General features: G+C 68.8%; 25 protein-coding genes. 24 read left to right on the top strand and 1 reads right to left on the bottom strand.

The window, feature by feature from the left end:
* The 18 genes from ACFOY6_RS19970 to ACFOY6_RS19890 form a co-directional block, all read left to right on the top strand.
* The coding region (locus ACFOY6_RS19970; protein WP_379652042.1) for a DnaB-like helicase C-terminal domain-containing protein at positions 1 to 463 on the top strand (463 nt) is incomplete at its 5' end.
* 5 nt (positions 464 to 468) lie between these two features.
* Positions 469 to 1,344 carry a hypothetical protein gene (locus ACFOY6_RS19965; RefSeq protein WP_379640609.1) on the top strand — a complete coding sequence of 292 codons (876 nt, stop codon included), beginning with the start codon at positions 469 to 471 and terminating at the stop codon, positions 1,342 to 1,344.
* Between the two features lie 22 nt (positions 1,345 to 1,366).
* Complete coding sequence (locus ACFOY6_RS19960; protein ID WP_379652041.1) at positions 1,367 to 1,996, top strand: hypothetical protein; 630 nt, start codon at positions 1,367 to 1,369, stop codon at positions 1,994 to 1,996.
* Between the two features lie 78 nt (positions 1,997 to 2,074).
* Positions 2,075 to 2,422, top strand: a complete 348-nt coding sequence (locus ACFOY6_RS19955) for an HNH endonuclease signature motif containing protein (protein ID WP_379652040.1) — start codon at positions 2,075 to 2,077, stop codon at positions 2,420 to 2,422.
* A gap of 215 nt (positions 2,423 to 2,637) precedes the next feature.
* Positions 2,638 to 3,090: a phage terminase small subunit P27 family gene (locus tag ACFOY6_RS19950; protein WP_379640611.1), complete on the top strand. Its 453-nt coding sequence runs from the start codon at positions 2,638 to 2,640 to the stop codon at positions 3,088 to 3,090.
* Between the two features lie 10 nt (positions 3,091 to 3,100).
* Positions 3,101 to 4,729, top strand: coding sequence for a terminase large subunit (locus ACFOY6_RS19945; protein ID WP_379652039.1), 1,629 nt, complete (start codon positions 3,101 to 3,103; stop codon positions 4,727 to 4,729).
* Entirely contained in the window at positions 4,730 to 6,079 is a 1,350-nt protein-coding gene (locus ACFOY6_RS19940; RefSeq protein WP_379652038.1) for a phage portal protein, read from the top strand. It abuts the gene before it with no gap.
* 2 nt (positions 6,080 to 6,081) lie between these two features.
* A complete protein-coding gene (locus tag ACFOY6_RS19935; RefSeq protein WP_379640615.1) occupies positions 6,082 to 7,020 on the top strand; it encodes a S49 family peptidase in 939 nt (312 codons plus the stop codon).
* A gap of 3 nt (positions 7,021 to 7,023) precedes the next feature.
* Complete coding sequence (locus ACFOY6_RS19930) at positions 7,024 to 8,364, top strand: phage major capsid protein (RefSeq protein WP_379640616.1); 1,341 nt, start codon at positions 7,024 to 7,026, stop codon at positions 8,362 to 8,364.
* A gap of 45 nt (positions 8,365 to 8,409) precedes the next feature.
* Entirely contained in the window at positions 8,410 to 8,955 is a 546-nt protein-coding gene (locus ACFOY6_RS19925) for a hypothetical protein (protein WP_379652037.1), read from the top strand.
* Between the two features lie 4 nt (positions 8,956 to 8,959).
* Positions 8,960 to 9,577, top strand: coding sequence for a hypothetical protein (locus tag ACFOY6_RS19920; protein ID WP_379652036.1), 618 nt, complete (start codon positions 8,960 to 8,962; stop codon positions 9,575 to 9,577).
* A gap of 52 nt (positions 9,578 to 9,629) precedes the next feature.
* On the top strand, positions 9,630 to 9,908 hold the full coding sequence (locus tag ACFOY6_RS19915; protein ID WP_379640621.1) for a hypothetical protein: 279 nt from the start codon (positions 9,630 to 9,632) through the stop codon (positions 9,906 to 9,908).
* Complete coding sequence (locus ACFOY6_RS19910; protein ID WP_379652035.1) at positions 9,905 to 10,330, top strand: phage tail terminator-like protein; 426 nt, start codon at positions 9,905 to 9,907, stop codon at positions 10,328 to 10,330. Before ACFOY6_RS19915 ends, ACFOY6_RS19910 begins: the two co-directional genes overlap by 4 nt.
* A gap of 2 nt (positions 10,331 to 10,332) precedes the next feature.
* A complete protein-coding gene (locus ACFOY6_RS19905) occupies positions 10,333 to 10,503 on the top strand; it encodes a hypothetical protein (RefSeq protein WP_379640623.1) in 171 nt (56 codons plus the stop codon).
* A gap of 74 nt (positions 10,504 to 10,577) precedes the next feature.
* Positions 10,578 to 11,525 (top strand): phage tail tube protein, encoded by a 948-nt coding sequence (locus tag ACFOY6_RS19900; RefSeq protein WP_379640624.1) that lies wholly within the window; start codon positions 10,578 to 10,580, stop codon positions 11,523 to 11,525.
* Positions 11,526 to 11,629: 104 nt separating this feature from the next.
* Positions 11,630 to 12,037, top strand: coding sequence for a hypothetical protein (locus ACFOY6_RS19895; RefSeq protein ID WP_379652034.1), 408 nt, complete (start codon positions 11,630 to 11,632; stop codon positions 12,035 to 12,037).
* Complete coding sequence (locus ACFOY6_RS24405) at positions 11,968 to 12,384, top strand: phage tail assembly chaperone (protein WP_456316949.1); 417 nt, start codon at positions 11,968 to 11,970, stop codon at positions 12,382 to 12,384. Before ACFOY6_RS19895 ends, ACFOY6_RS24405 begins: the two co-directional genes overlap by 70 nt.
* Entirely contained in the window at positions 12,381 to 13,010 is a 630-nt protein-coding gene (locus tag ACFOY6_RS19890; protein ID WP_379652033.1) for a hypothetical protein, read from the top strand. The genes ACFOY6_RS24405 and ACFOY6_RS19890 overlap by 4 nt, the downstream gene beginning before the upstream one ends.
* 6 nt (positions 13,011 to 13,016) lie before the next feature.
* Here the strand turns inward: ACFOY6_RS19890 and ACFOY6_RS19885 are convergent, their stop codons facing one another.
* Positions 13,017 to 13,433 (bottom strand): hypothetical protein, encoded by a 417-nt coding sequence (locus ACFOY6_RS19885; RefSeq protein WP_379640627.1) that lies wholly within the window; start codon positions 13,431 to 13,433, stop codon positions 13,017 to 13,019.
* Positions 13,434 to 13,472: 39 nt separating this feature from the next.
* On the opposite strand from ACFOY6_RS19885, the gene ACFOY6_RS19880 reads away from it, so the two are divergent.
* From ACFOY6_RS19880 to ACFOY6_RS19855, 6 genes are all read left to right on the top strand, one after another.
* Positions 13,473 to 17,468 (top strand): phage tail length tape measure family protein, encoded by a 3,996-nt coding sequence (locus tag ACFOY6_RS19880; protein WP_379652032.1) that lies wholly within the window; start codon positions 13,473 to 13,475, stop codon positions 17,466 to 17,468.
* Positions 17,465 to 19,096: a hypothetical protein gene (locus ACFOY6_RS19875; RefSeq protein WP_379652031.1), complete on the top strand. Its 1,632-nt coding sequence runs from the start codon at positions 17,465 to 17,467 to the stop codon at positions 19,094 to 19,096. The genes ACFOY6_RS19880 and ACFOY6_RS19875 overlap by 4 nt, the downstream gene beginning before the upstream one ends.
* Positions 19,096 to 19,881, top strand: coding sequence for a hypothetical protein (locus tag ACFOY6_RS19870; RefSeq protein WP_379652030.1), 786 nt, complete (start codon positions 19,096 to 19,098; stop codon positions 19,879 to 19,881). Before ACFOY6_RS19875 ends, ACFOY6_RS19870 begins: the two co-directional genes overlap by 1 nt.
* On the top strand, positions 19,881 to 20,642 hold the full coding sequence (locus ACFOY6_RS19865; RefSeq protein ID WP_379640633.1) for a hypothetical protein: 762 nt from the start codon (positions 19,881 to 19,883) through the stop codon (positions 20,640 to 20,642). Before ACFOY6_RS19870 ends, ACFOY6_RS19865 begins: the two co-directional genes overlap by 1 nt.
* Before the next feature lie 32 nt (positions 20,643 to 20,674).
* On the top strand, positions 20,675 to 21,043 hold the full coding sequence (locus ACFOY6_RS19860; protein WP_379640634.1) for a hypothetical protein: 369 nt from the start codon (positions 20,675 to 20,677) through the stop codon (positions 21,041 to 21,043).
* A 40-nt stretch (positions 21,044 to 21,083) separates the two neighbouring features.
* Positions 21,084 to 22,862 (top strand): hypothetical protein (locus ACFOY6_RS19855; protein ID WP_379652029.1); only part of this gene is annotated, 1,779 nt, incomplete at its 3' end.

Genomic DNA, 22,862 nt, shown 5'->3' with positions numbered 1-22,862 from the left:
CTATCTCGGCCTGCTCAAGGCCAGCGACGCCGCGGCGCGCCAGTCGCGCAACGAGGCGGTCAGCGAGATCAGCCGGGGCCTGAAGGCCATGGCGAAAGAGTTGGGTGTGCCGGTGGTCGCCCTGTCACAGCTCAGTCGTGAGAATGAGAAGCGAGAGGGCAAGCGGCCCCAGCTCTCCGACCTGCGCGACTCTGGCAGCCTGGAACAGGACGCCGATGTGGTCGCCTTCCTGCACCGCGAACACTACTACCTCGCCAAGAATCCCCCGGCGAAGAAAGACAATGAGACGGCCGAGGATTTCTCGGCGCGCGAGATGGCCTGGCTGGATGCGGTGGACCGCTCCGCCGGCAAGGCCGAGCTGATCATCCACAAGCAACGTCAGGGGCCCACCGGGATCGTGCGCCTGCGCTGGAGCGCCGGCCTGACCTGGTTCCACGACGATCAAGACCACCCGGCGGAGTAAGAGCCATGCCGCGCCGCAAGCCCGACCTGATCCAGACCGCCATGGCGGACCCGAATTTCCGACTGCTGCCCCGCGCCCTGAAGGGCTTTTGGGTCGAGCTTGTGGAACTGCTGCTGGCGTCTCCGACACCCGGCAGGGTGTGCTTTCTCGGTTCGGTTTTCGCGTCGGTTTCCCGTCTGGTTTCCATCTCGGAACCCATCTCGGAAACCGACGTGGAAACCCACCTGGAAACCTTCGCGCGCCTCGGCCTGATCGAGCTGGACCGCGAGGCGAACGCGATCCTCTCCGCCACCTACCGCGCCGAGAGCGCCAAGGCGGAAGCGGCCAGGAACAATGGGAAAAACGGCGGCCGGCCCCGCAAGGGCGAGAGCAAGGAGGAGGCTCTGGCGCGCCGCCAGGGCAACCTCATGCTGCCGGTCACGGGCGGCAGATCCGAAACCCAAGAAACCGACGCGGAACCAATCCGGGAAAGCTCGCGCGCGGTTACTACTACTTCCTCTTCTAAAGAGGTTGGTAGTACCGCGCGCGAGGCTGCGGCCTCGGTTTCGCTGGGCCACGAGTTGGCCGAGATCGCCGGAATGAACGCGGTGAGCGGCGGGTACGATTTCAGCTGGGTGCGCGGTTGGCTGAGCCAGGGCGCCACCCCCGACATGATCCGCCAGGCGGTGCGCGCGGTCGCCGCTCGCAAGGGCTACTCCGGCGCCGGGATCCACACCTTCAAGTATTTCGACGGCGCGGTGCAGCGCACGATGCAGCAGCGGGCGGCCAAGCCCGCCGGCGGCGACGAGCTGCTGCAGAGCATGGCGGAGGACGATTACCGCGCCCGCATGATCGCCTACGCGCAAAGCGGCAAGGGCCCCCGGCCCAGCCGCGCGGCCTGACCCACATTCCGGAGGACTGACCATGGCACTGACGCTGCTGATCAATGGCCGTCCCCTGCCGGCGCCCGATGCCCGCGGCCTGACGGAGGGCGCCGGCGCCGTGCGGGCCGGGCAGGTCTTCGTGATGAGCGACAGCCTGCGCGATGCGCTGCTGGCGGCGGCCGCTGAGCTGCGCGGCATCACCCGCTCCGCTGCGGCGCCGGAGGAGGAGAAGCCGCGCATGCGGCTGAAGCTCCAGACGCCCCTGCACTTGCTGCTGGAACGGGGCCACATCCGCAAGATGCAGCACCAAGCCGGCCATGAGATCGGCCGAGTCATGGAGGCCATCGCCGGCGGCGGCCCAGCCCTGGCGCAGAACCGCTACGGCGAGACGATCAGCGGCGGCCAGGCGCCCGACATCCCGGTGTGCCTGCTGCCTGCGCTCAACCATCGCTTCTTGCCCTGGAAGCGCTGGGCGCAGGAGCAGCGGGTCAGCCGGCGCTCGCCCTACACGCTGTTCACCGTCACGGCCGCCGTCTGCTTCGAGAGCTATGGCCCGGACCAGGTGGCCGGCGCTCTGGGGCTGCACCGCAGGACCGTCATCGAGAGCATCCAGCGCTCGCTGTGGCGCTATTGCCTGATCGCTGGCTGGGAATCGGAGGAGGCCGCTTGACGCTTCGGCCGGTTTCGACCTACCAATTCGATATTGCTTCTATTTGCGCCCGGATGGCTCCACAGCCGCCCGGGCGCAATGCGTTTGGGGGTGTCCATGCCGATTGATCCCCCGACCCACCGCCCGTCCTGGCTGCCGAGGAAGGCCACCGCGCGGGAGTATGACCGCGCTCGCGGCTCGGCCCGGCAGCGCGGCTATGACGCACAGTGGGAACGCCTCCGCGCCGAGGTTCTGCGTGAACGCCCGTGCTGCGAGGCTCCAGGGTGCGGCAGCCGGGAGCGCCTGAACGTGGATCACATCGTCTCGGTGCGCCTGGCGCCGGAGCGCCGCCTGGATCGAACCAACCTCCGCGTCCTCTGCCAGCCCTGCCACTCCGCCCGGACGGCCCGCGATCAGGGCTTCGGTCGCAGTGGCGGCCGGGGGTAGGGGGGGTCAAATCCCTGAGGGGTTTGGGCGGCCGGACCGTGTTGGGGTCATTCTTGTGTGGCCGCGATATTCCGAAATCTTTTTTCGAGGGAGGGGGGCTAAGCCCCTGATGCGCAATGGGGAGGCGACCTGACCCGGCCGGGCTGCAGGAGCTGAAGGGCAATCCTGGCAAGCGCCGGAAAACGCCTGCCCAGCCGCCGCAGTCCACCAGTGGCGTGGTCCCGCCGACGCGCCTGGACGATGCGGCGCGCGAGATCTGGGCCCGGCTGGCGCCGGATCTCGAGCGCATGAACTTCCTCCGCGCCACGGACGTGCACGCCTTCGCGCGCTACTGCTCCGCGCTGACCCGGTACTACAAGGTCACGGAAGACCTGCACGCGAAGGGCGAGACCTACACCTCCGCCTCGGCGCACGGGACGCTGGAGCGCATCCATCCGCTGTTCGTGGTGCAGGAGCGGCTGGCCAAGAGGCTCGAGAGCCTCGAGGACCGCTTCGGCCTGAACCCGGCGGCGCGCCAGCAGATCATGATGCGCCTCGCGCAGCATCAGCCACAGCTGCCGCTTGCGGCGCCGAACGCGGAGAAGCAGCCGGAGCAGAGCGCGGCGCCGGAGCCGCCGGTGGCTGCCTCACCGATGGGCTTCCTGAACACGCCCCAGCGGCTGAACTAACCCGCCGCCCATGCTGCAGACGTTGCCGCCGCCCCCGATGCCGCTCGGGGGTGAGCAGTATGGCGCGTGGTGGGATGAGGCGGCCGCGCAGGCCGCCTGCGACTTCTTCGAGCGCTACATCCGCCACACGGAGGCGGAGTGGGCTGGCCATGCCTTCCGCCTCCAGCCCTGGCAGCGCGACCGGATCGTGCGGCCGATCTTCGGGTGGAAGCGCGCGGACGGCACGCGTCTGATCCGGCAGGTCTGGATCGAAGTGCCCCGCAAGAACGGGAAGACGGAGCTCGCCGCCGGCCTCGCGGTGCTGATGCTGCTGGGGGATGCCGAGTTCGGCGGCCAGATCTACTCCATGGCCGTGGACAAGGATCAGGCCAAGATCGTGTTCAGCAAAGCGGGCACGATGATCAGCCTGAACCCGGAGCTGCAGCGCCATCTGGAGGTGCTGAAGACCAGCATCTTCTGTCCGCAGCTCTCGGCCGCCTTCAAGCCGCTGGCCGGCGGCGGGTCGGGGAGCAAGCACGGGTTCAGTCCCTCCGGCGCCATCGGCGACGAGGTGCACGAGTGGACCAGCGGCGAAGTGGCGGACGTGGTGCACAAGGGCACCGCCGCGCGTCGCCAGCCGCTGGAGATCTACATCACCACGGCCGGAGTGGCGGGGCAGGGCTATGCCTGGGAGCAGCACGAGCTGGCCGTGGCGATCCTGGCCGGCGAGGTGGTGGACCCCACGTTCCTGCCGGTGATCTGGGCCGCGCCTGAGAATGCCGACTGGAAGCTGGAGGCGACCTGGCGGGCGGCCAATCCGAATTACGGGATCTCGGTCAAGGCCGACTACATGCGGAAGGAGGCTGAGAAGGCAGCCCGCTCCCCCCGGGCGGAGAACGACTTCAAGCGCTTCCACCTGAACATGTGGACGGAGCAGACCACGCGGTGGCTGCCCATGGACAGCTGGAACGCCTGCACCGCCGACCGGCACAACCCGGATCTGTGGCGCGAGCTGTTCGGCCGCATGCGCGGCAAGCGCTGCTACGGCGGGCTGGACCTGTCCATCAGCCGCGACCTGACCGCGCTGAGCTGGCTGTTTCCGCCGCAGCCTGGTGTGGAGCGCGCCACCTTCCTGTGGCGGTTCTGGCTGCCATCCGCGACCGTGGCTGGCCAGCCGCTACGGCGGCGGGCGCGGTACGAGGCGTTCCACGAGGATGGCTCGTTGGTGCTGACCAGCGGCAACGTGGTGGACTACGCCTTTGTGGAGAAGGCCATCAAGCAGGACGCCGAGGCGTTCGATGTGCAGTGGCTCGGTTTCGACCGGTACAACGCGACGCAGCTCTCCATCGATCTGCGCGACAAGCACGACATCAACGTTGAGAAGTTCGGCCAGGGCTTCGCCAGCATGAACGCCCCGAGCCGCGAGTTCGAGCGGATGGTGCTTGGCGAGATGATGGAGCACGGCAACCACCCGATCGCCAAGTGGATGGCCCAGAATGTCGCGATCGAGGGACCAGACGCGGCGGGCAACATCAAGCCGACAAAGAAGGGTGTGGGTGATGCTGCGCCAAAGATCGACGGCATCGTGGCGGCCATCATGGCGGTGGGCGGATCGATGAGCGCGCCCGCCGAAGAGCAATTCGAATACACGGGGATGTAGATGGGCCTCCTGCAGCGTCTGGCCGCCCCGTTCACGGGCGCGGCGTCGCCCGCGCGCGAGCGCGTGGAGCCGGTGCTGCCGCCTGTTCGGGTGGCGGACGCCGAGCCAGCCTCTGCCGGCGCGGAGCCGGCGCCCGCCCTGGCGGCAGGGCCACCGGACAGCAATGTGCATCACCCGGAGCAGTGGCTGGTCAGCTCCTTCGGCCGGCCGAGCTCTTCCGGCCGGCGCGTGTCGGAAAGCGATGTGCTAACACTGCCGGCGGCGATGCAGGCGCTGCGCGTGCTGTGCGGTGTCTTCGCCATGACGCCGCTGCATTACTACCGCGAGACCGAGAACGGCCGGGAGCGGGCCAAGGGCGATCCGCTGCACGCGCTGTTCCATTCCAGCCCCAACCAGGTGCAGACCGCATTCGCCTTCAAGGAGCTGCTGCTGGGCGACCTGCTGCTGACCGGGAACTTCGGCGCCTACGTCTCCCGCAACCGCCTGCAGGTGCCGACCGCGCTCAGCCGGGTGGACCCGAACAGCCTGGCGCCGGCCGAGTACTTCGACCGGAGCGAGGGCATCTCGCTGTTCTTCGACGCGACGCTGCCCGATGGCAGCCGGGAGCGCTTTGCCAGCCGGGATCTGTGGCATGTGGCCGGGATGGGGCGCGGCCTGGTCGGGCTGAACCCCGTGACATTCATGCGCGACGCCTTCGGCGCGGCGCTGTCCACGGGCGAGTACGCCGCCCGGTTCTGGTCCAATGACGCCAAGCCGGCCGTGGTGCTGACCACGGACCAGAAGGTGCCCCGTGAGACCAAGGGTGAGATACGGCGCGACTGGGATGCGCTGCACGCCGGGGCGAGCCGGGCGCATGGCACCGCCGTGCTGGATCACAACCTCAAGCCCCAGTTCATGTCGCACGACAATGAGAAGAGCCAGTTCCTAGATACACGCGTGTTCCAGGTGGTGGAGGTGGCGCGGATCTGGGGTGTGCCGCCGCACCTGCTCTTCGAGCTGTCCAAGGCGACGTTCTCCAACATCGAGCAGCAGTCTCTGGAGTTCGTCACCTACCACCTGGGCCCGCACTATGAGCGCGTCGCGCAGGCGGCCACCAAGGCCTTCGCCGCGCCCGGCTGCTACTTCGAGTTCCTGGTGGATGCCCTGGTCAAGGGCGACCTGAAGAGCCGCTGGGAGGCGTACCGCATCCAGCGCGAGACCGGCGTGGTCAGCGCCGACGAGATTCGCGACCGCGAGAACCTCAACCGCGTCGGCGGCCGGGCCGGCGCAGAGCGCTGGCGCCCCGCCAACATGCACATCAGCGGCACCGATCCCATCGCGCGCGGCTCCGAGCCGCGCCAGGAGGCCTGACCATGTCCCAAGCCCTGCTGGCGGCCATCCGGGCGCAGCCCTGGGCCATCCTGCCCGAGTACATGGAGGCGATTGAGGCTGTGGCGGTCCGCTTCCTGGAGGCGCCCTCGCTGGAGGCGCTGCGGGTGGACGGCCACGCAGAGCGGCACGAAGCGAACCTGCAGGCGATTGCCGCCATGGGCAGCCCGCTGGAGGGCACACGGCGCGGCATGATCCGCAATGGCGTGGCCAGCCTGCCGCTGTTCGGCCCGATCTTCCCTCGCGCGGCGTCCATGTCGCTCTCCTCCGGCGGCACCAGCCTGGACACCTGGGCGGCCGACTTCCGGGCGGCGGAGCGCAGCGAGGCGGTCAACCAGATCCTGCTGGTGGTGGACAGCCCGGGCGGTGTCGTCAGCTCCGAGCTGGGCGCGGCCTGCGAGCTGATTGCCAGCGCGCGCAAGCCGGTGACGGCCTATGTGGCGGGGGCTGGCGCCTCGGCCGCCTACTGGATGATCAGCCAGGCCGGCGAGATCGTCATGGACCCGCTCTCGGTGGTCGGCTCCATCGGCGTGCTGTCCAGCCTGTCTCGCCAGGAGGGGCCCGACGCCTCCGGGCGGCGGACGCACGACGTGGTCAGTTCCAACGCCGAGAACAAGCGTCCGAACCCCGCCACACCGGAGGGGCGCCAGGTCATACAGGCCCTGGTGGATAGCTTGGAGCGCGAGTTCGTCGCGACCGTCGCGGCGGGCCGGAAGACCACCCGCGAGACGGTGCTGGAGGATTTCGGCCGTGGCGGCCTGCTGGCCGGCAAGGCCGCCGTCAAGGCCGGCATGGCCGACCGTCTGGATAGCCTGGAAGCCACTCTCGCCCGCTTGAGCCGGCCCGCCGCTCCGGCGGGTGGCAGCCGCGCGCTGGCTGAGCGCGAACACGACATGCGGCAGCGCCGCGCACGGAGCCTCTGAACCATGGACCGTATCACCGCCCTCCGGGCCGCACAGGCCACCAACCTGGACGCGATGGAGGCCATCCTGGCCGCCGCGCATGCCGACAATGGCCGCGACCTGACGGCCGAGGAACAGGCCGAATATGACCGCCTGCAGGCGCAGGATGACCGCTTCACGGCGAGCATCCAGCGCGAGGTGGACAATGAGCGCCGCCGCGCCGCCGCGGCGCGCCCCGTCGCGCCGCTCCCCGGCCTGCCGGGCGGCCGTCCGCTGGGCGCCAGCACCTGGGCCGCGCCGGAGGAGAAGCTGGAGCCGGGCTTCGCCTTCGCCCGCATCACGCAGGCGCTGATCCTCGGCGACATGGACCAGCGCCAGGCCGCCGCCATCGCGGAGGAGCGCTGGGGCAGCGACTTCGGCAACATCGTCGGCAACATGGAGCAGTCCACCGCCGTGAAGGGCGGCTTCCTGGTCGACACCCGCTACGCCAGCGACTTCATCGACCTGCTTCGCCCGGCCGTGGCGGTGCGCCGCATGGGGGCGCGGGAGATCCCGCTGCCGGGTGGCAACCTGACCACCCGCAAGAAGACCGCCGGCACCTCGGCCTCGTACATCGGCGAGCGGCAGAACATCCCCCTCACCGATCTGCAGGTCGGCAACATGACCCTGTCGGCCAAGAAGCTGGCCGCCATCGTGCCGATCACCAACGAACTGCTGCGCCGCTCTTCGCGCCAGGTGGACGAGATGGTGCGCGAGGATCTGCGCGAGAGCGTCGCGGTGACGGAGGATCAGCAGTTCCTGCGCGGTGTCGGCAGCGCCACGGCCCCGACGGGCGCCCTCTACCTCGCCGCGGCCGCCAACAAGTTCACCGCCACGGCGATCCCGGCCGACTCCACCGCCGCCGCCATCATCCAGATTGTCCGGAACGATCTGGCCGCGCTCCGCCTGCGCCTGCTGAACTCCAACATCCCGATGACGCGGGTGGGCTACATCGTCAGTCACCGGACGGCGATCTTCCTGGAGAACCTGACGGACGCGAACGGCAACAAGGTGTTCCCTGAGATCGCGCAGGGCCGCATTGGCATGTATCCCTTCACGGCCACCACCTCGGTGCCCGACAACCTGGGAACCGGCACCAATGAGTCGGAGATCTACTTCGCCGACTGGGCGCAGATGGTGATCGGTGACGAGATGCGCCTGACCATCGCGGCGTCCGATGTCGCCACCTACGTGGACGGCGACGGCACGGTGCGCAGCGCCTTCCAGACGGATGAGACCCTCATCCGCGTGATCGAGCACCACGACACGGGCGTTCGGTACGACCGCGCCATCGCGGTGCTGCAGGGCGTGAAGTGGGGCGCGTAAGCGCCCCGCCCGCCGATCCCCCCCATTTCCGCGAAGGATAGCGCTGTGAAGAAAGTCACCTTCCAGGTGTCGGCTCGCGTCGGCACCCTCTACAATCCCGGCGAGCACGCCAGCTTCGATGACGATGTGGCCGATGCCCTGGTCCGCCAGGGCTACGCCGTGGCCGGCATCCGCAAGGGCCTCGGCCCGGATCCGAGGCCGGATGAGCCGCTGGTGCCTCTGCGTGCCATCGCCCCGGCCGAGGTTTCCCCGGCCACGGTCAGCGTGCTGACGGCGCAGGTGATGACGGCCGGTGACGCCAGCACGGCCCTGGAGCCGCTGCCTGAGGACGCGCTGCAGCCGCTGACGCCCAGCCTGGCGCCCGGCGTCAAGGCGGTGAATCCCACCCTCGGCGTGACCGATCCGCCGGCCGCTGCCAGCCCGGCCGGTATGAAGGCGGAGCCGACCGGCGAGACGACGGCCAACGCCGCCCCTGGCCTGACCACACAGACGATGCCGCAGGCCAAGCCGGAGGAGAAGGCGGACGCGAAGGGTGGGGAGGACCAGCCGTCCTTCATCCCGAGCCGCCCCGGCAAGCCCACCAAGGGCTGAGCGGATGCTGATCGTCGTCACGCCGGCCACCAGCCATCGGCTGACCACGCCCTCCGCCGTGCGCGAGCGGCTGGAGGTCGGCGAGGCGATCAGCGACGTGCAGGTGGAGGAGTGGGTGGACGCGGCCTCGCTGTCGATCGCCGACTTCTGCGAGCGCCGCTTCGGGCGTGAGCGGCTGCGGCAGATCATCCGGGCGCCGGGCTACCTGGGCGGCGATCCGCAGCTCGCGCGGCTGCCGGCCACCATCGTCAGCCTGACGGTGGACGGCCAGGCGCTGCCCCAGGACCAGTATTACCTGGATGCCGAGAGCGGCTGCATCACGCGCTTGCGGGGCGGCCTGCCGGAGTCATGGTGGTGGGGCGGCACGGTGGTGGCCGAGTACTGGGCCGGATGGGTGCTGCCCGAGGAATCCGGCCGGACCCTGCCGCAGAACGTCGAAGAGGCCTGCCTCATGCTGATCAGCGCCCAGCGCCACGCGCAGATCCGCGATCCGCAGCTGCGCTCGCGCAGCACGGAGGGAGTGGGGATGGAGAGCTACACCGACTACCGCTCCGGGGCGGGCGGCATGCCGCAGCACATCGCGGAGCGCCTGACCCGCTACATCCGCTACTCGGTTGCCTGAGATGAGCCACACCGAGAACCGCCGCCATATGATCCGGACGCGGGGACGGACGATGACCCTGATCCGCCGCGCCTCGGCCGGCCAGCCGCAGCGGAATGTGGTCCTGACCGGCTTCGCGCGGCCTTTCCGGCCAGGCGAGGTGGAGGGGCCCATCCAGCAGGGAGATCAGCAGGTGGAGATCCTGCATGACGAGATCGCTGCCGCCGAGTGGCCCTGGCCGCCGCGCCTCCACGATGCACTGGATATGGGGCGTCAGGTCACGCTGCAGGCCGCCACGCCGATCTATGACGGCGCGGCGCTGGCCGGCTGGAGCCTCTGGGTGCGCGGATGAGCTCACCCCAGGTCTGGGACGACGCCCGGGCGCGGATCGAGCTTGGCGCGGCGCAGCTCGGCCTTTCGGTGGCCTGGCCGAATGAGCAGTTCCAGGAACCGGCGCCGTTCAGCCCGGATGGCGGCGTGGCCAACCTCTGGATCGCTGTCTCCATCCGCGGCGACCTGTCGGAGCCCTATGAGATTGAAGGCGGCATCTGGGAGGAAACGGGCACGGTGGAGGTGCACGTCATGCTCCCGGCCACCGCCGGCATCCGCCCGGGCCTGTTGGCCCGCAAGGCCCTGGCCAACCTCTTCAGGGGGGTGAAGGAGGGGCCGGTGATCTACCGCAGCGCCATCATGGATCCCCAGGGCGGCCCGGATGAGGACGGCAACTGGGTGCCGCTCACCCTCCGCATCTCCTACTCCTACCAGGACATCTGACCATGGCCGAGAAGCCGAAGACCTTCGTCATCCACGGTGAAGACGGGAAGAAAGCGGGGGAGCAGACACCGGCTCCGCAGTTCACCCCCGTGCTGGTCGGCGGCCAGCGCGCCACGCTCGCCGAGGACAAGCCCAAGAGCGAGCCCAAGCCGGCGGCGGACGCCAAGGGCTGACCCACCGGGGCCATCGGCCTCTCTGTGACCCGAACGGGCGCCCTCGAGGCGCCCTTTTTCTTGGAGCCTGACCGATGGTCGCGACAACGAACTACCAGGCGGGCGTGGAAACCAGCGCCGCGCAGCTCGCCTACCTGCAGGAATCCGCCTGGGGCGTCCCGGCGACGGGCCAGTACAAGCAGCTGCGCTACACGGGCGAGAGCCTGAGCGGCAGCAAGAGCCGGGCCCGTTCGAACGAAATTCGGCCGGACATGCAGGCCTCCGAGGCGATCACGCAGGAGGAATCGGCCGGCGGCAGCCTCAACTTCGTCCTGTCCTACGGCACCTATGACGACATCCTGTCGGCGCTGCTGGGCGGCGAATGGGCCACCGATGTCCTGAAGGCCGGCACGGTCTTCAAGAGCTTCACCCTGGAGAAGAAGTTCGGCGCCGCGCTGTTCCTGCGCTACCCCGGCAGCTTCCTGACCGGCGGCACGCTGAACATGGCGCGCGGCCAGTTTCTCGGCGGCGCCTTCACCATTGCTTCCAAGGAAGAGCTCTCGTCCACCACCACTGCCTCGACGCCAGCCACCTACACCCCCGCCAACGCCAACCGCGTGATGGATCCGGTGACCGGTGTGCGCGACATCCAGCTGGACGGCGCGGCGCTGGACACCGTGGTGAACGCCATCACCCTCAACATCGGGCGGGAGGGCGCGGCGGCGGATTACGGGCTGGGTTCCTCCGCCGCCTCCGGCGCGCGCATGGGTTCGCTGCTGGTCGGCGGCACGCTAGAGACCTACTTCCGCACCTTTGCGCTCTATGAGCGGTTCAAGAGCGAGACGCAGGGTGCGTTGAGCTGGCGCACGGTGGACGTGGCGAGCAACGCCTACCGCTTCACCCTGCCCAAGGCCTCGATCATGAACCCCAGCATCGTGGCCGGCGGCCCGAACAGCCCTGTCATGGCCAGCTTCACGCTGGAGGGGAACCCCGACGCGACGGACGGCACTCTGATGATCGAGCGCATCCCCGCCGCGCCCTGATCGCGCGGCGGTGCCGCGGCGCCGCCGCGCGAAGAGGCCGGGGTCGCTGCGGGGCGCCCCGGCCTCACCTCCCGCAGCCCCGCATCTCACCCGCAGGAGACCCCATGGCCAAGATCACCAAGTTCCGGAAGAACAGCGCTGCCATCCGCGAGGGCGAGTGGATCAAGCCCGGCGAGGAATACGACGATCTGGAGATCCTCACCCGGGGCTTCACGGACGAGTACCTCGATGCGCAGGCGCAGAAGCTGCGTCGCGCCGCCGCCTCCTGGCACGGCCAGGACCGCATCCCGGTCAAGATCAAGCGCGACATCAACACCGAGCTGCTGCTGCGCTACGTCATCCTCGACGTACGCAACCTGCAGCACGGCGACGGCACGGCGGTCACGCTGGAACAGTTCAAGCAGATGCTGCTGGACCCGGACTATGATGAGCTGCTGCTGGCCTGCTACCGGGCGGCATCGCAGGTTGGCCAGGTGCGCCAGGGCGATCTGGAGGAGGCGGTGGGAAACTGAAGGCGGCGCTCCGCTCCAGCCTGGAGTGGGGGCGCTTCGGCGGGCTGCTGGCCGATCTGGAGCCCGAGGAACGCCCCGAGGCGCCGGAGATCCCGGACTGGCTCATCTGGATCTGGCGCGCCTGGCACCGCCTCACCGATGAGCGCCAGTACATCGTCGAAGGCATCTCGGCCGGGATGGGCGGCACGCTGATCCGCTCCCGGCCTGCGGCCATCCCTTGGACAGCGGTGCGGCGATGGGCCGAGGTGCATGGCTACGGGCCCGACCGGGCCGAGATGCTGGACCAGTGCATCCAGGCCATGGACGGCGAGTACCTCGCCTGGTCTGCGGAGAGGGCCAAGCTATGAGCGCCAAGGCCTTTCAGCGAACCACCGAGGTGTTCATCAGTCGCCATGCCTCGCCGCAGGAACAGAGCCGGATCCTGGCCGAAACGGCGCGGAAGGGCGTGGCGGAGCTGGTCGCCAGCCGCCGAGCCAGTCCGCAGTACGACCGCTTTGTGGATGGAATTCGGGGCGCGCCCGAGGTCACAGTGAGGCCGGGTGGCGTCATCGCCTACCAGTTCCAGTACATGGGCGAAATCGCCGCCTTCGCCTGGGCGTTCCTGCGGCAACGCGCGCCGCGCAAGACGGGCACCTACCAGGACAGCTTCTGGTTCTCGGTGGATGGCCGGCTGATCAGCCCGCGCAGCTTCGATCCCGCCAAGGTCGAGGGGGCGAAGGAGCTGATCATCTTCAACCGGCAGCCATACGCCCGGAAGGTCGATGTCCAACTGGTCGGCGCCAGGCGCCTTCGCTTCAGCGTCCCCGCCGGCATCATGGATGACGCAGCAGCGGCAGTGCGGCGGCGCTTCGGGAACATGGTCACCGCTCGCCGGCTCTACACAGTCCGCTTCCCGGGCGCGGAGCATGCCTGGACGGGACCGAGGGCGGGCCGGCTTCTGGAGTACCCCGCTGTGGCGATCAGCGTCCGATAGATAGCATCAGTGTTCCCAGAACCAGGGAACGACATTTCTAGGGCAAAATCTCTGCTTACTTTGCCAGGCCTGATCGGATTTTGCGGCTGTTTCTACAGCATTGACGGCGAAGGCCCATGTCTGATCGCGCCGCCGAACTCCTCCTACCCAGTAGCGGGACTCCACCTCTGAAGGCCGTCCGTCCCGTTTGAAACGAACCACCCCGCAGACTGCTGCCTCGCCTTCCTTGGCCTGCACTATCTCAGAGCGAGTAAAAACAGCACTTTGGCCAATACCCATCTCATCTCCGGATATCCGTTCTCGGATGAGGCGGTGGGCATCGGCAACAAAGGCTTGGTCTGGCTTAGCGGGCTTCTCTTGCAAGAAGAAGCCTGCCGCGAGAACGGCGCAAATTCCGACGCCGATTTTGTAGATCAGTTTCATGTCCGGCGTTTGTTCCAAGCGAACAGGTGGGGGTGATATATGGCGACTGTGGCTCAAGTCACCGAGGCCGTCTATCGCGCCCGGTACGAGGACCAGGTTACCGCCGCAGCCAATGCGGCCTCGCGCGCGCTGAAAGAGAACACGGCGGCTGTCGTCTCGAACGAACAGGCCGTGACCCGCGCCTCCAAGTCCGCCAGTCAGCTTGCCAACCAGTACGATCCCGTCACCCGAGCCACCCGCCAGTTGGAGCGGGCTCAGCGCGATCTCGCCGCCGCGCAGACCACGCTCGCCTCATCTGTGGCTGTAAACGGGGCCGGTCAGGAGCAGGCCGCCCGCACTTTGGCCGGCCTGCAGCAGCGCGTGGCGCGGGCAGAGGCGGATGTGGTGGCGGCGAAGCGTGCCTTCGGCGGCCTGGATGAGGCCACCGTCAAGCTGGGTCACTCGAGCCGCATCACGGCGCAGCAGATGAGCCAGCTGACGCCGCAGTTGAACGACATCTTCACGTCGATTGCTGGTGGTATGCCGGCGATGATGATCCTGACCCAGCAGGGGCCGCAGATCACTCAGGTTTTCGGCGGCGTGCGGGCCACAATGGCGGCTGTGGCGGCGACTGTCGGCACGACGACGATTGCGGTCGCGGGCCTGACCGCGAGCATCGGCGCTCTGATTGTGGTGAGCGAGGGTGCCGAGCGAAGGCTCGATCGGTTGGCTGACCGCCTGCGCGCGACCCGCACCGACTATGATCGCATGGCGCAAGTGGCAACTGAAGCTGGTCTAAATGGCATCGGTTCCACTCTTAGCCGAGAGGATAGAACCGACGTTGCCCGTATCCTTGCCGGCCCGCGTCAATTCGGTGGCTCCTCGCAAGATCTGGTCCTCCTGACGCGCACGGCCGAAGACCTGGCCCGCGTCATGGGGACAGATGCTGCAGAAGCGGCTTCGAAGCTCGCAAAAGCGATGCGAGATCCGGCCGCGGTCGCCAAGGAGCTGAACGAAGAGCAGTTTCCAGGCATGGAGCGCAGCTTGCTCAGGCAGATCGAGCGCCTGCAGCGCACTGGAGACCGCGCCGGCGCATTTGCGCGGGTGCTGGAGGCTGTTCGGCGCCAAACGGAAGGGGCGGCTGGTCCCTCTACCGAACTGGGCAGGGCTTGGGAACGCCTGACCGAGGCCCTGACGCCAGCGTGGAATGCAGCGAAGAGCCTTGCCGAGACCCTGGGCGGAGCGTTGGCCCGCGCACTTGCCTGGATCATCGATAAGGTTGCAAACCTGATCGAGAAGCTCAATGAGCTTGTTCGGCTGACTCGTAACTCTGCTGTGGGACGCTTTTTCGGGCTGGAGGCGGCGGAGGTGGTGGCTCAGCCAAGCGTCCTGAGCCCTGGCGCCATCCGCAACGTCCCTGGCGAGCGCAGCGGTCTGAACCAGAACTCGCCCGATGCGGCCAATGACAACATCCGGGCGCTCCAGCAGCAGGCGGACCTGATGCGCTTTGCCGCCGGCGCGGCGCGCGAGCTCGCCCAGGCCGAGGCAGCACTGAAGGAAGCAACGCGCGCCGACGGCGGGGCGAGCTCCGCTCAGATCGCCGCGGCACGCGCTGCGGTGCAGAGCCGGCTCAATGGCGAGCTCACTGACTACCTGGTGACCCTCGGGCAGCAGGCTGAGGCAGAGCAGGTGGCGGCGGATACCATGTCGGGAACGGCTGCCGCCACGCAGGAGGCGATCAATCAGAACCGCGCCCTAGTAGAGGCACTGAAATACGGTACGGCGGGCTCTCGCGAGTACGAGATCGCAGTAAACCGCATCAAGGCAGCCTTGGATCAGCTTGCTGGGTCTGAGCAGGCGCGGCGAGAGGCAACGGCGCTCCGTGACCAGAGGGACCAGTTGGAGATCCTGGAGGCGGAGGGGCGACTTGTAGGAGTCACTGCCGATCAGCGGGAGAGGGAACTCGCCGCAATCAAAGAGCGGCAGAGGATCGTTAACGAGGGCGGCAAGCTTGACAGCGAGGCGAGCCGGCAGCGCCTCGATAATGTCCAGCGCACTTTTGATCTCGAGGCCCGCAACACCCAGCTTCGCAACTCCATGGACGAACTCGCCCGCGTCGGCGAGCAGGCCTTCGACCGCATCGGCTCGGCCATCACCGAGGCGTTCGCTCAGGGCAGCGCCAAGGCCATCAACTTCGGCTCCATTGCCAAGGCGGTGCTCTCGGAGATCGTGCAGTACGCCCTGCGGATGGCGGTGCTGAACCCAGCGCTCAACGCCCTGTTCGGCGGCGGGCGGGCCACGGCCAGCAGCACCGCGGCCGCTCTTTCGGGGGCCGGCTCAAGTGGGGGTGCCAGCAGCATGCTGAGCATGGCCAGCACCGGCTCGAGCCTCTGGAACGCCTTCGGCAGCGGCTCCATCAGCAGCGGTCTGGATGCCTGGGGCGCGTCGAACCTTGGCTTCCTGGGCTTCTCTGGGGGTTCCACGCCAGTCAGCACGGCGGCGGGGCTGGCCGGCGCTGACCCCAACGCTGTGGCCGGCCTTACGCAGGCCACTACAACCACCATGGCGGCTCCTGCCGCTGGCCTGTGGAACGGCGGCTCGGCGCTGGGCGGGTTCAGCTCGTTCAGCAATGTGCTGGGCATCGCCGGCGCCGCGCTTCCCGGGCTGATGAGCGGCAACTATGCCCAGGCAGGCCTGGGTGTCGGGGGCGCGGCGCTGGGGACAATGATCCTGCCCGGCGTCGGCACCATCGTAGGCGGCCTGGCCGGAAACCTGTTGGGCGGGATGTTCGGGCAAGATCCAGCCCGGCCGGCCTCCTCCGTTCAAATCGGCATCGATGAGTCCGGCCAGCTGGTGGTGCTGGGCAGCCGAGCCAAGGGGATGAGTGCCTCCGAGGGCATCGCGGCCACGCAGCAGAGCCTCGGCGGCGTCAACGCCGCGCTGGCGACGCGCGGCTTGAGCCTGCGCGGCACGGGCGGCATGGCCGTGGCGCAGACGCACCAGGGCAGCGACGCGGACTTGGCGGCGGCGGATCAGGCCGAGCTGACGCGGGTGGTGCTGTCCAGCATTACCGGCGGCAGCGAGGCCGTGATGCAGGTCATCGCGGGCGAAATCGCCAAGGGCGCGGCCGCCAGCCTTGATCAAGCCTTCGCGGACGTGGACTGGGTGAAGAGCGTCTACGAGCCCCTGTCCAGCACCACCCCGGTTGTCTCCGCCTTCCAGCAGCAGATCGATGCGCTGAACACGACCTATGCCGCGGCCACTGCCAAGGCGCAGGAACTGGGCCTGGCCGTGGAGGGGCTCGCCTCGCGCCAGGCTCAGGCCATCGCCGACCTGATTGCCGCCCGCGACCGTACCTACAGCCTGACGGGGCAGGGCATCTATGCCCGGCAGCGTGCGGCCATGGGCGACCAGGCCGGCGCCGATCTGCTCAATTTCGACCTGCAGGCGCAGCAGCAGCGCGAATCCCTGAAGGCGGAGCTCGACAATCTGGGCGTCGTGGGCGACGCCTATCTGGGCCAGATGCGGCTGCTGGAGGATACCCTCTGGTGGGAGCGGAAGAATATCGCCGAGCGCGGCGCGCAGGAACTGCTGGCCGCCGAGCAGGCCGCAGCCGCCTCGGCGGGCAGTGTCATCCAGAGCCTTGCGGATTACAGCCGCTCCCTGGCTGTCGGCCCTGATTCTCCCCTGTCGGCGCAGGACCGCTTCGCTACGGCGCAGCAGCAGTTCAATGCGGTCAGCGGGGCGGCCATCGCCGGCGACGCCAATAGCCTGTCCAGCCTGCAGGGCTATGCGCAGACCTACCTCTCGGCCAGCCGCGCTCTCTACGGCAGCACCGAGGGTTACGCGCAGGCCTATGGCAGGGTGCAGAACGTGTTGGGGCAGGTGGGCGGGATCTCGCCGGCTACCCTCACCAGCGGCTTCCAGGCGCTGCAGCGGAGCACGGATAACCAGACCACGGTACTGGCCGACCACCTGCAGGCGCTGCTGAACGCGGTCAACTCCCAGGCCCGAGAGACGCAGATGCTCAACGCGAAGCTGGCAGTCGGCCGATGAGCGTTCCGTTCTTCTCAGCCGAGATCACGGCCTACCAGCCGGGGAGCAGCAGCGGCGCGGAGTATGGCTGGCTGACCCGGCCGTGGCTGGAGATCGAGCCGGAGAGCGGCCCGGCGGAGAGCAGCATCACCCTGCGCGCCAGTGACATCGGCTACGTGGCGGCGTCGCTGGACAACGCGCTGTATCCGCCGCGGCTGGTGGAGGCCATCTCGATCGACCGGCACCTGGCGCTGGCGCCGGGCGAGACGGTCACCTCTCTCTCGGTCGGCGCGATCCGGCTGAGCAACGCGGATGGCGCCTTTGACGACATCAGCACCGACTACAGCGCCGATGCGCGGCTGGCGCGCATCCTCTACGGCGTCAAGCCGCGCGATGCGGCACGGGGCATCCTGCAGGAGCCGGCCTACTCCAGCCTTCGGCCGCTGTTCACCGGCCTGGCGCAGTCCTGGACGCTGAGCGAGGCCAGCCTGGACATTCCACTGCGAGATGCCCGCTACTGGCTCGAGCGGCCCTACCAGCAGCAGGTCTATGGCGGCACGGGTGGCTATGACGGCCATGCCGGGATTGCCGGGCAGACGCTGCCGCGCACGCGAGGTGGCTCCAGCCTGAACCCGGTCCGCTCCGTCGCGCTGCTGCTGATCGATCCGGTGGCCCGGATCTACCAGTACACCGATGCGGCAGGGACCGTGATCAACCTTTACGAGAATGCTGCGCGCTTCAACATCAATGCCGGCGACACCGCGGACCTGTATTCCGGCAGCACGCCGGAAGGCGCTTACCGCACCGACAACAGCCGCGGCCTGGTGCAGCTCGGCAGCGACGCGGTGGGGGTGATCACGGCCGATGTCACCGGTGCCTTCCCGGTCGCCGGCCAGATTAACTTCGGCCCCAACCAGCTCCGCTACATCCTGACCGAGGATCTTCAGCTCTCGGCCGATTACGTCGACGTGTCTGCCTTCACGACACTGACCAGCCGCGCCTGGGTGTCGGGCTGGCACTGGCCGAGTGGCGACGGAGCGGACGGCGTGGCCGCCATCGGGCCGTTCCTGCGCGGCCTCGGGGCCCGCCTGCTGCCTCGAAGGGATGGACGCCTGGCCCCGGTGATCTTCGGGGCGCTGGCGGAGGATGCCACGCCGGCCGGCGAGCTTACCCCGGCGACGATTGCCGATCTGCGGCCAAACAGCCTGGGCGCGCCGCTGGACCCGCCGGCAGCGCGCTGGCGGGTTGGCTACCGCCGCTTGCATACGGTCCAGCGCACGGGACTTTCGCCGCTCCTGACGCCGGCGCAGGTGCAGATCGCCGGGCAGGAGTGGCAGGTGGCGGCCCGGTTCTCGGCCACCGTGGCCGCCGCGCAGGCCCGGCCCTCGGATCCCGACATCATCAGCACCGCGCTGCTGGTGCAGGCCAATGCCGAGGCTTTGGCGGACGAGATCAGCGCGCTGTGGGGCACGCGGCGCCGCCTCTACGACGTGACCGTGCCACTGGAGATCGGGATGCGACACGATATCGGCGATGTGGTGCGGCTGACCTATCCGTTCGGCGACCTGCGCGCCGGCCGCCTGGGGCGCGTGGTCGGCGAGCAGATCCGCACCGGCTCGGCCACCTCGACGCTGCAGGTGCTGGTCTGATGGCGGCGCTGTTCGGATACCGGAACTGGTTGCTCTCCGGCGTGCTCACGGCCACCAGCCAGGTGGCCTCGCTGCCGGTGAGCAATCTGGCGACCCCTCATGCGGATGTAACCAACCAGTGGCGCACGGCCAGCGGGGCGCGCTCGGCCTCGTTCGTGATCGATACCGGCGACACGGCCGCGATCTGGCGGCTGTTCATGCTGGCCGCGACGAACCTGAACCAGAATGCACTGGTGCGGTGGATCGTCTCTAACAACGCCGACCTGTCCTCGCCCAGCTACGACAGCGGCTGGCGCAACGCCGGCTCGCTGCCTGGCTATCAGCAGTCGGTGGTGATCGCTCCGGCTGAGGTGACTGGCCGTTACTGCCAGTGCAGCCTCAACAATGGCAGCAACCCTGATCCCTTCCTCTCGGTGGGGCTGGCCTATGCGGGGCCCGCCTACCAGCCGGCGCCCAACCTCGCGGCCGACACCGCGTGGCTTGTCCAGCCGGCGCGCGACGCGGTGCAGACGCGGGGTGGGCAGCATTACGTCACGCAGCGATATCGCCAGCGCGGTTGGGATATCGCCTTCACCTCGATCCCCTCGGCCGAGCTGCTGGCCTCGGTGGCTGAGATGATGCGGGTCGCCGACACGGGCGCCAACATTGCCTTCGTGCCGTTCATCGAGGGGCAGCCATCGCGCGAGGCCGTGCTGGGCCTGCTGCAGACCGCCAGCGGCATCGGATACCTGGACATGGCGGCGCAGTACCGCACCTGGCGCGCGCAAATCATGGAGCGGCTGTGATGCTGAAAGATGCTGTCGCCGAGAAGGCGAACGGCCCGGGCACGGCGGTTGCCGTGCAGCTGTTGGGGCCGACGGATGAGGGCAGGGCCTTCATCGGCACGCAGACCTTCTCCGATGGTGATCAGTGCTACTACGTCATCAAGGCCGGCGCGCTGCGCGAGTGGGGGATCGGCACGCTGGCGGCTGGCACACCCAACATCCTCTCGCGCACGACAGTGCTGGGTAATTCCGCACGAACGCTGGCCCGGCTGAACTTTACCGGCTCCTGCGTTGTCTACAATGACCTGCCGTCCAGCCGCGTGCCGTATCTCGACGGCGGCGGGAAAATCGTGCCGCAGTTTCTTGGCGATCTGCGGTACGCGCAGCTGCAGAGCAACGCGCAGGTTTCGATCCCGAACAACACTGGCTCCGCCATGAGCTGGAACGTCAAGGCCGGCGACACGCTCGGCGCGGTTCCGGCCGGCGGCGGTCCGTTCTTCGGGTTCACCGCTCCGGAGAACGGTCTCTACATGGCGGTGCTGAACCTCGAGTGGGTCGGGTCGGCGAACGGGCAGCGTGTCGTGCGGATTACGGTTGCTGGCCCGTCTGTGGCGATTGATCGCAAGTCGGCAGTGACCTTTACGGTCAACAACACGGTGACGTGGATTGGTGGGCTCGCGGCCGGGCAGGTGGTCTCCACGAACATCACCCAGGACAGCGGCGCCGCGCTCAATGCAGGTGGCAATGCGCAGTCGAATTTCACGCTCGTGAGGTTGCAATGACCGCATCAATAGAAGTGCCGGCGGAGGCCAACTTGGTTGCCATCGCCGAGGCGGCTGGCGCGCCGGAAGCGGAGCGCCGCTGGTATGCGGAGGGGCGACTGTTCGTGGATGGCGTAACGCAGGAGGTGCTGGAAGCGGCTCTGGCGGCGATCGGGACGGCTCCGCTGGTGCCGGTCCCTCCCTCCATCTCGCCGCGCCAGGCGCGCCTCGAACTCCATGCGCGAGGCCTGCTGGCTCGGGTGCAGGAGGTGGTGGACGCGGCGCCGGTGCCGGTCCAGATCGAATGGGAGTACGGCACTGCTTATGACCGCAGCAGCCGGCTGATTACCGATCTCGCCGCGCTGGTGCCGCTGAGCCCGGCCGAGGTGGACGAAATCTACCGGGCCGCCGCGGCCCTCTGATTCCGGGGCTCCGCCCCTCCCTGAAAATCTGGAGTGCAGCATGTCGGGCACGATCCCCGCCGTGGAGGTGCGCGCGCGTCTGAGCGCGGCGCAGACACGGCGCTATTACCCGGGGCAGACCGTCTCCGTGCGCGGCCAGGTGCTGCTGCGTGACGGCACGCCTGTGCAGGGCGAGGGTGTAACCTGGCTCTGGCGCCGGCCGGACGGTGTTCAGCTGGAGATATCGGCCGTCTGGTCGACAACGGAGCAGACTTGGCTGGGTGCGTTGGAGGTCCAGGATACGGGCTCCTGGGCCGTGCGGCTCGCGTGCACCAGCCCCCAGCGCCAGACCGGCTGGGTGGCATTCGATGTGGTCGCTGAACCAGGCGCCGACGTGGCGCCGGAGGGCGCGGTCTGGATGGCCGAGCCGGGCAGCGCCCTGGTCACGGGCAATGGTGGGCTGGTCACGGGCCTGCGCATCGGCGAGCTGCCGCCTGCGGAGGATCTGGGCGCGCTGACACTGCTGGGCGCCGAGGGAGCCGAGGGCGCGCCGCGGCGCGTGCTGGTCACCCGGCTGCGGCAGGACGCGCAGGACCAGGCGGACCAGCGTGTGGAGCAGCTGGTGCCTGAGCTGGTGCCGGGGGCAGTGGAGCGGGCCCTGCCGCCGCTGGCGCAGCCCTTTGTCGATGCGGCAGCCGGCAGCGCACTGATAGCCGACCAGCGCGCGGCGGATGCGGAAAGCGAGCGGCGGCGTGCGGAAACGGCCGCCGAGAGCACTGATGCCGTGGTGCAGAACGCGGCGCCGCAGAGAACATCTGTGGCGGCCCTGGTGGCGGCCTGGACCGCCGCAGGGGCTGGCGAGGGCGCGCTGGGGGTGGTCTTCACCATCGGGCCGGAGGAAGGCGTCTATCGCCTCCAGGACGGCCTGCCGGTGCGGACGGGCGACACGGAGCGGCAGAAGAAGGCGTTTGCCCTGGCCGAGGCCCAGCGCACCAGCACCGCCGCGCGGGCCCTGCCCGTGCTCGGCGTGGTCGCGCCCGATGTGGTCACCGACAACCTCTGGGAGGTCGCCGACCCTGCCGGCCGGCCGCTGCTCGACATCGGTGAGGACCTGACCCTCGGCATGGCCGGCGTGCTGCTGCGCGGCGACCTGATGAGCCTGGAGGACTATTCCTGGGGACTGCGCACCGAGGCCGGCAAATGGCTCATTTCCGGCGAGGATGATGGCACGGCCGGTGTCGCTGCCCTCCTTCTCTACGGACAGCAGCTCGCGCCGATGTCGGTGGCCGACGATGAGCTGCCGCTGGTCGAAGACCAGTGGGGGCATGCGCCGCTCCGCTGGCAGGAGGGCGGCTGGCTCGGCCTGCACATCGGCGACAGCCGGATGCGCCGCGTCCCGCTGGCGCCGATGCAGGTGTCGTTCCCGCAGGGCTTCGTCACGCCGGACGAGCGCGTGTCGCTTGGCATCCACGACGACGCCACGATCGAGGCGCGGCTCTCGCCGGATGCGCGCGACGACCTGCAGGCCGACACCTACCTGCCGCCCGAAACGATGCGCGAGATCGCGGCCTTCAACGTGCGCCGGCACCGCAACCCCCGGCTGATCGTCGGCACGGTGCAGGACAGCACGGGCCGCGCCTACGATGTCGTGCAGCTCGCCGACCAGTATGCGGTGCAGACGCTGGCGGATAGCGTGTCTCCGCTGGTGCTCGTCATCTTCTTTGGTCAGAGCAACAACGGCGGCCAGGGCGGGCCGCTGCTGGGGCCGATCCCGCAGCCGCAGTTTCCGCATCACTTCCTGATGCTGGGCGATCCCTCCTACTGGCCGCAGGCCTATGCC

The sequence above is a fragment of the Teichococcus aestuarii genome (assembly GCF_042651065.1).
GTDB classification, from domain to species: domain Bacteria; phylum Pseudomonadota; class Alphaproteobacteria; order Acetobacterales; family Acetobacteraceae; genus Pseudoroseomonas; species Pseudoroseomonas aestuarii.
Note: the sequence above shows the minus strand (reverse complement) of the source record. Positions and strands in the feature narration are given on the sequence as shown.

Excerpts from the sequence above, each read along its gene's own strand:
- ACFOY6_RS19965 (WP_379640609.1), top strand. The coding sequence starts at position 469 with ATGCCGCGCCGCAAGCCCGACCTGATCCAGACCGCCATGGCGGACCCG.
- ACFOY6_RS19960 (WP_379652041.1), top strand. The coding sequence starts at position 1,367 with ATGGCACTGACGCTGCTGATCAATGGCCGTCCCCTGCCGGCGCCCGAT.
- ACFOY6_RS19955 (WP_379652040.1), top strand. The coding sequence starts at position 2,075 with ATGCGTTTGGGGGTGTCCATGCCGATTGATCCCCCGACCCACCGCCCG.
- ACFOY6_RS19945 (WP_379652039.1), top strand. The coding sequence starts at position 3,101 with ATGCTGCAGACGTTGCCGCCGCCCCCGATGCCGCTCGGGGGTGAGCAG.
- ACFOY6_RS19940 (WP_379652038.1), top strand. The coding sequence starts at position 4,730 with ATGGGCCTCCTGCAGCGTCTGGCCGCCCCGTTCACGGGCGCGGCGTCG.
- ACFOY6_RS19935 (WP_379640615.1), top strand. The coding sequence starts at position 6,082 with ATGTCCCAAGCCCTGCTGGCGGCCATCCGGGCGCAGCCCTGGGCCATC.
- ACFOY6_RS19930 (WP_379640616.1), top strand. The coding sequence starts at position 7,024 with ATGGACCGTATCACCGCCCTCCGGGCCGCACAGGCCACCAACCTGGAC.
- ACFOY6_RS19920 (WP_379652036.1), top strand. The coding sequence starts at position 8,960 with ATGCTGATCGTCGTCACGCCGGCCACCAGCCATCGGCTGACCACGCCC.
- ACFOY6_RS19915 (WP_379640621.1), top strand. The coding sequence starts at position 9,630 with ATGACCCTGATCCGCCGCGCCTCGGCCGGCCAGCCGCAGCGGAATGTG.
- ACFOY6_RS19910 (WP_379652035.1), top strand. The coding sequence starts at position 9,905 with ATGAGCTCACCCCAGGTCTGGGACGACGCCCGGGCGCGGATCGAGCTT.
- ACFOY6_RS19905 (WP_379640623.1), top strand. The coding sequence starts at position 10,333 with ATGGCCGAGAAGCCGAAGACCTTCGTCATCCACGGTGAAGACGGGAAG.
- ACFOY6_RS19900 (WP_379640624.1), top strand. The coding sequence starts at position 10,578 with ATGGTCGCGACAACGAACTACCAGGCGGGCGTGGAAACCAGCGCCGCG.
- ACFOY6_RS19895 (WP_379652034.1), top strand. The coding sequence starts at position 11,630 with ATGGCCAAGATCACCAAGTTCCGGAAGAACAGCGCTGCCATCCGCGAG.
- ACFOY6_RS19890 (WP_379652033.1), top strand. The coding sequence starts at position 12,381 with ATGAGCGCCAAGGCCTTTCAGCGAACCACCGAGGTGTTCATCAGTCGC.
- ACFOY6_RS19885 (WP_379640627.1), bottom strand. The coding sequence starts at position 13,433 with ATGAAACTGATCTACAAAATCGGCGTCGGAATTTGCGCCGTTCTCGCG.
- ACFOY6_RS19880 (WP_379652032.1), top strand. The coding sequence starts at position 13,473 with ATGGCGACTGTGGCTCAAGTCACCGAGGCCGTCTATCGCGCCCGGTAC.
- ACFOY6_RS19875 (WP_379652031.1), top strand. The coding sequence starts at position 17,465 with ATGAGCGTTCCGTTCTTCTCAGCCGAGATCACGGCCTACCAGCCGGGG.
- ACFOY6_RS19870 (WP_379652030.1), top strand. The coding sequence starts at position 19,096 with ATGGCGGCGCTGTTCGGATACCGGAACTGGTTGCTCTCCGGCGTGCTC.
- ACFOY6_RS19865 (WP_379640633.1), top strand. The coding sequence starts at position 19,881 with ATGCTGAAAGATGCTGTCGCCGAGAAGGCGAACGGCCCGGGCACGGCG.